Source organism: Candidatus Rokuibacteriota bacterium (assembly GCA_016209385.1).
GTDB lineage: Bacteria > Methylomirabilota > Methylomirabilia > Rokubacteriales > CSP1-6 > JACQWB01.
Genome location: JACQWB010000279.1, coordinates 1 through 6074 on the forward strand (window position 1 = coordinate 1; position 6074 = coordinate 6074).

Annotated in this window: 7 protein-coding genes; all 7 read right to left on the bottom strand. The window is 68.1% G+C overall.

Annotated elements, in window-relative coordinates; all coding sequences use genetic code 11:
* Positions 1-625 (bottom strand): hypothetical protein (locus tag HY726_21250; GenBank protein ID MBI4611525.1); only part of this gene is annotated, 625 nt, incomplete at its 3' end.
* 207 nt (positions 626-832) lie between these two features.
* Positions 833-1102 (bottom strand): hypothetical protein, encoded by a 270-nt coding sequence (locus HY726_21255; protein MBI4611526.1) that lies wholly within the window; start codon positions 1100-1102, stop codon positions 833-835.
* Positions 1103-1110: 8 nt separating this feature from the next.
* Positions 1111-2241 carry a glutamine-hydrolyzing carbamoyl-phosphate synthase small subunit gene (gene carA, locus HY726_21260; GenBank protein ID MBI4611527.1) on the bottom strand — a complete coding sequence of 377 codons (1131 nt, stop codon included), beginning with the start codon at positions 2239-2241 and terminating at the stop codon, positions 1111-1113.
* On the bottom strand, positions 2238-3542 hold the full coding sequence (locus tag HY726_21265) for a dihydroorotase (GenBank protein MBI4611528.1): 1305 nt from the start codon (positions 3540-3542) through the stop codon (positions 2238-2240). Before HY726_21265 ends, carA begins: the two co-directional genes overlap by 4 nt.
* Before the next feature lie 130 nt (positions 3543-3672).
* The gene (locus tag HY726_21270; GenBank protein ID MBI4611529.1) at positions 3673-4599 is read right to left on the bottom strand and encodes an aspartate carbamoyltransferase catalytic subunit; all 927 of its coding nucleotides are present in this window, start codon (positions 4597-4599) and stop codon (positions 3673-3675) included.
* 4 nt (positions 4600-4603) lie between these two features.
* Positions 4604-5152: a bifunctional pyr operon transcriptional regulator/uracil phosphoribosyltransferase PyrR gene (pyrR, locus tag HY726_21275; GenBank protein ID MBI4611530.1), complete on the bottom strand. Its 549-nt coding sequence runs from the start codon at positions 5150-5152 to the stop codon at positions 4604-4606.
* 189 nt (positions 5153-5341) lie between these two features.
* On the bottom strand, positions 5342-6074 hold a 733-nt coding region (locus HY726_21280), incomplete at its 5' end, for a sigma-54-dependent Fis family transcriptional regulator (protein ID MBI4611531.1).

A 6074-nucleotide genomic window follows, 5' to 3' on the forward strand; every position in this document is an offset into this window, starting at 1 on the left:
CCGCTAGGATGATCCCCGCCTCGACGGTCTTCCCCAGGCCCACCTCGTCGGCGAGCAGGCCCCGGCCCCGCATGCGGTTCAGGACGGTCCAGACAGCAGCAAGCTGGTGTTCGTACAGGATCACGTCCCGGAGTAGGGGGAGGGAGATCAGCTCGTCAAACCCGGGAGACCGGGCGATGGCGCGGGCCCACCGGTGCAGCCGGTAGGCCTCCAGGGGGGCGTACACCCCGTCGTCCAGTTCCCGCAGAATCTCGCTGACGGTGGGATCCAGGCTCACGGGGATCGCGCCGATCTCCCTCGGAGCAAGGTCCAGGAGGGCAGCCCGGTCCGCCTGGCCCGCAAGGCTGACCTTGAGGGTCAGGGGCTCCTCTCCCTCGACCGCCATCGTTAGCCTGCCCATCGTTCCCGGGATGGAGAGAAGGTCCGAAAGGCCGCGGACCTCCAGCAACCCGCCGCCGGCCCACACGCCGATAGCCGACCGTCTCCGGTCCCCCCTCAGGACGACAGGGATCCCCTCGGCCTCAGGGCCGCCCGGGTGCGGGATCTCTCCATCCAGGTGGAGGCGCCCGGACTCCCACGCCTCCTGAGTGATGGGCAGCTCAAACCGGTCGCCGACGCGAAGCACCAGCCCCCCCTTTTTATCCGGCCCGGAGTGGTCGAAACTCGCAGGCCTGCCCGATGACGATGGGCCCCGAGCTGATGATCAGGATCTTCGGGAGGTCAGTGCGCGTGGGCACTCAGGCGTTCTCGCGCTTGACGATCAAATTGCCCAGGCCACCCGGTGCCGGTCAACAGGTCGATGTCGCTGTCCTCCTAGAGGTGCTGTATGCAGTCAGCGTTCTTCGACCGCGCCGTAGACGATGGACACCTCGGGGGCGGCCTCCTCGCGCTTGTAGAGGATGTCGTCGAGCCGCCCCGAGCCGACCCAAACCACCTCCCCGCTTCCCCAGAGCTGCTCGCCGAGGACCGACATCCGCTTCCGGACGCGCTCCAAGATGCCCTGGGCCTCGAGGGCCGTCTCGCTCTCGGTGGTGAACGAGGTCCACTCGGGCTTCTGCCCCACTTCCTCGGTCTTCCGGTACGAGATCAGGTACTTCGGCATAGGACAGCTCAGCCTCCCCGCGTCCTGACCATCAGGTCCGCGAATCGGTGGAAGAGATAGTTGGCATCGTGGGGCCCGGGGGACGCTTCCGGGTGGTACTGCACCGAGAAGACCGGCCAGTCGCGGTGGCGCATTCCCTCCAGGGTCCCGTCGTTCAGGTTCACGTGGCTGACTTCCATCCCGAACGGCATCACCGACTCCGCGTCCACAGCAAAGCCGTGGTTCTGGGCGGTGATCTCCACCTTCTTCGTGAGGAGATCCTTCACGGGGTGGTTGGCGCCGTGGTGTCCGAACTTGAGCTTGTAGGTGCTGCCGCCGACTGCAAGCCCAAGGATCTGATGCCCCAGACAGATCCCGAAGATCGGCACGTGCCCGAGCAGGCCCTTGACGGACTCGATCAGGTACGGCACGCCCTCCGGATCTCCCGGGCCATTCGACAGGAAGACCCCGTCGGGCCCCAGCTCGAGCACGCAAGCGGCGGGCGTATTCGCGGGGACAACCGTCACCGCGCAGCCGACGGCGGTGAGCTGCCGGAGGATGTTCAGCTTGATTCCTGAGTCGTAGGCGATCACCTTGAACCGGCTCGCGGGCGGCGGCTGGTAGCCTCGCTCGAGATCCCAGACAGCCTCGTTCCAGCCGAACGGCGTGTCGGTCGTCACCTCCCGCACCAGGTCGCGGCCGATGAGCCGCGGAACCGCCCGTGCCCTGGCGACGAGCCGCTCGGGGTCGAGCTCCTCCGTCGTGATGACGCCCTCCTGGGCGCCGTGGTCCCTGAGGTGCCGGGTCAGCGCGCGGGTGTCGATCCCGTGGATCCCGACGATGCCGTGGTGCCTGAGGTAGTCATCCAGGGTCACCCGACCCCGCCACGAGGACGGCGCGCGTGAGGCCTCCTTCACGATGAACCCCTCCACCCATGGCCGGCGGGACTCCACGTCCTCGTCGTTCATCCCGTAGTTGCCAATGAGCGGGTAGGTCATGACCACTATCTGCCCCTTGTAGGAGGGGTCGGTCAGGATCTCCTGGTACCCGGTCATGGACGTGTTGAAGACGACCTCGCCGCGGGCCTCGCCCTGGGCGCCCAGAGACTCCCCCCTGAAGATGCGGCCGTCAGCAAGGGCGAGGAGCGCCGTCTTCCTCACGCGCCGAAGCCTCCCTTGATCACACGCTCCCACATCACGACCCGGCCGCCGCCGACGGTCATCCAGGGCATCCCGGTCACCTGCCACCCCGCGAACGGCGTGTTGCGGCTCTTAGAATGAAACCGTGCCGGCTCGATGGTAAGTTCCCGTCCGAGGTCGAGGATCGTGATGTCGGCCTGGCTCCCGAGGCCGAGGGTGCCGCCGGGAAGCCCGAAGGCCCGGGCCGGCCCGACCGTGAGGCGCGCGACCAGGCTCGGGAGGTCCAGGAGCCCGGGGCGGACGAGGCGGTCGAGGAGGAGCGACACCGCGGTCTCGAGCCCCACGATCCCGAACGCGGCGTGATCGTACTCGCCCTCCTTCTCCGCCTGGGCATGCGGGGCGTGGTCGGTGGCGATCGCGTCGATCGTGCCGTCGGCCAGGGCTTCCAGGAGCGCCTCCTGGTCGCGCTTGGGCCGGAGCGGCGGGTTCATCTTCGTATTCGGGTCGTAGCTCCGCACCGCCTCGTCGGTCAGGACCAGGTGGTGCGGCGTCACCTCCGCGGTGACCCGGACCCCGCGGGCCTTGGCGTCGCGGATCAGCCGAACGGCGCCGGCAGTGGAGAGGTGGGCGATGTGGACCGGCGTGCCGGTCAGCTCGGTCAGCACGATGTCCCGCGCCACCATGGCCTCCTCGGCTGCCGTGGGCATGCCTTTGAGCCCCAGCTCGGTCGAAACGGCGCCCTCGTGCATCACCCCGCCGGCCGCCAGGTTGAGGTCCTCGGCGTGGGAGATCACCGGCGTCCCGAAGGGGAGGATGTACTCCATGGCGCGGCGCAGCAGCCCCGAGTTCATGACGGGCTTGCCGTCGTCGGAGAACGCCACGCATCCGGCCTCGGCGAGCTCCCCCAGCTCGGCCAGCTCCTCGCCCTTGAGGTTTCGGGTCACGGCCCCGACGGGATACACACGCACCACGCCTTCCACTCTGGCCTTGGCCAGGATGTAGTCGGTGACGGCGCGGTTGTCATTGACCGGGAAGGTGTTGGCCATCGCGCAGACCGCGGTGAACCCGCCCGCCGCCGCGGCCCGCGTGCCGGTCGCGATGGTCTCCTTGTACTCGTAGCCGGGCTCGCGGAGGTGGGTGTGGAGATCGATGAACCCCGGACAGACGACCTTGCCCCCGGCGTCGATGGTCGGGGTCGCCTCGGGAGCGGCGAGGGCGGGCCCGCAGGCGGCGATCTTGCCGTCCTGGACGAGGAGATCCCGGACGCCATCCACGCCGTTGGCGGGATCAATGACCCTTCCACCCTTGATCAGCAGGTTCACGGCGTCTCCAACGCCCAAGCTCGCGGGTCCTCTCGCCGGCTCGGCCTCCGAGGCCGCGGGTCCTGTCGCCCCCTCCCCACGCCTTCGGCGTCGGGGGCCCAGCCCCATCGCGGCACCACCCGTCGGCCGTTCACTGCGCCTTACCTCCGGTGAGGAGGTAGAGAACCGCCATCCGGACGGCCATGCCGTTCGTGACCTGGTCGAGAATGACCGAGTACGGGCCGTCGGCGACATCGGGGGCCAGTTCGATGCCACGGTTCACGGGGCCGGGGTGCATGATCAGGACGTCGGGGCGGGCCGCGGCGAGCTTGTCGAGGGTGAGCCCCCACAGGCGCGAGTATTCGCGGAGGGAGGGGATCAGCCCGGCGGTCATCCGCTCCTGCTGGAGCCGGAGCATCATGATCACGTCCACGTCGGCGATCACGTCCTCCAGCCGGTGGCTCACCTTCACCCCGAGCTCCTGAACGTACGGCGGGATCAGCGTGGGCGGGCCAGCCACCGTCACGGTCATCCCGACCTTGCGCATCCCGTGGATGTTCGACCGGGCGACCCGGCTGTGGGCGATGTCGCCGATGATCACCACGTGGAGTCCCTCGAGGTGCGCCTTCTTTTCCCGGATCGTGAGGAGATCCAGGAGGGCCTGCGTCGGGTGCTCGTGGGCCCCGTCCCCCGCGTTGACCACCGCGCAGCGGAGCGCTTCCGCCAGCAGCTGGGGCGTGCCGGAAGAGGAGTGGCGGACGACGACGACGTCCGGGCTCATCGCCTCGATGTTCTTGGCGGTATCCAGGAGGCTCTCGCCCTTGCTGACGCTCGAGCCCGACGCCGAGAAGTTCACGACGTCGGCGGAGAGCCACTTCCCCGCGATCTCGAAGGAGGTCCGCGTGCGCGTGGACGGCTCGTAGAAGAGGTTGACGATGGTCTTTCCCCGGAGCGCCGGCACCTTCTTGATCTCCCGGGTGGCGATCTCCTTCATGGATTCCGCCGTGTCCAGGATGGTGCGGATCTCGCCGGCGTCCAGCTCCTGCATGGTCAGGAGGTCTTTCCGCTTCCAACCCATGGCGTTATTCCTCCGGTGGCTCCTGGATCACCACACGCTCCTCCCCGTCGTGTTCTTTGAGTAGGACAGCCACGGCTTCCCGCCGGCTCGTCGGGAGGTTCTTCCCCACGTAGTCCGGGCGGATGGGGAGTTCCCGGTGCCCCCGGTCCACGAGGACCGCGAGCTGGATCATCCGCGGGCGCCCGAGGTCGATGAGGGCATCCAGCGCGGCCCGGATGGTGCGGCCGGTGAAGAGGACATCGTCCACCAGGACGACCGTCTTCCCCTTGATCGCGAAGGGGATTTCCGTGGCCTTGACGGTAGGCTGCTCGGCGAGGAGCCCGAGGTCGTCCCGGTATAGCGTAATGTCCAGCACCCCGACCGGGGGCGCCTCCCCCTCGATCGCGCGTATCTTGTCGGCGATCCGGCGGGCGAGCGACACGCCGCGCGTCCGGATCCCGACCAGACTCAGCCCCTGGGCCCCCTGGGTCTTTTCCAGGATCTCGTGGGCGATGCGGGTCAGGGCGCGGTCGATCCCCTGCTCGTCGAGCACCTGGGCTTTTTCCCGCGTGATCACTCCTCCGCCGGCGGACAAAAAAAACCCCTTCCCTCACTGGGAAGGGCTCTCGTCGCCTTCGTATCGAGCCGCGTCACATCGCCTCTCCTTGTGGACCTCGCTGGGCCCACTTAAAGGAGCTATTCAACAGCTACCCTACCATCTCGCGTGCGGTTGTCAAGTCATTTTTCGGCCGCGCGATTATCCCTAGGTGCGCGGGGTGATCGCGTAGAGCTTGAGTTTGCGGTACAGGTGGCTGCGCTCGATCCCCAGGCGCTGCGCGGTGCGGGTCATGTGCCAGTCGTTGGCGCGGAGCTCGGCAACGATGTAGGCGCGCTCGAAGGCCTCGCGCGCCTCCTTGAGCGTCTTCTCCTTGACCGTCCCCTCCGGCCGGCCCGCCTCCTTCGGACGAAGCGGCGGGGGGAGGGCCTGGGGGCCGATGACGTCGCGCGGCACCATGATCACGAGCCGCTCGACCATGTTGCGGAGCTCGCGCACGTTGCCGGGCCAGTCGTAGGTGAGGAAGGAGGCCAGGGCCTCGACCGAGACCGTCTTGGGGCGCTTGCCGTTCTCCGCCGAGAAGATGGTGATGAAGTGCTGGACGAGGAGCGGGATATCCTCCTTGCGCTCCCGGAGCGGTGGGACCTCGATCGGGATGACGTTGAGCCGGTAGAAGAGGTCGTCGCGGAAGCGTCCCTGCTGGATCAGCCCCTGGAGGTTCTGGTTGGAGGCCGCGGTGACGCGCACGTCCACCTTGAGGGTCTCTTTGCCGCCCACGCGCTCGAAGGCTTGCTCCTCGAGCACCCGGAGGACCTTGGCCTGGGTCTTGAGGCTCATGTCGCCGATCTCGTCCAGGAAGAGCGTGCCCCCGTTGGCGAGCTCGAACTTCCCCTTGCGCTGGGCGAGGGCCCCGGTGAAGGCTCCCTTCTCGTGGCCGAAG

What these genes read in the sequence shown, in the direction of transcription:
- HY726_21270 (MBI4611529.1), bottom strand. Translation starts at nt 4,599, where the DNA reads ATGGGTTGGAAGCGGAAAGACCTCCTGACCATGCAGGAGCTGGACGCC.
- HY726_21255 (MBI4611526.1), bottom strand. Translation starts at nt 1,102, where the DNA reads ATGCCGAAGTACCTGATCTCGTACCGGAAGACCGAGGAAGTGGGGCAG.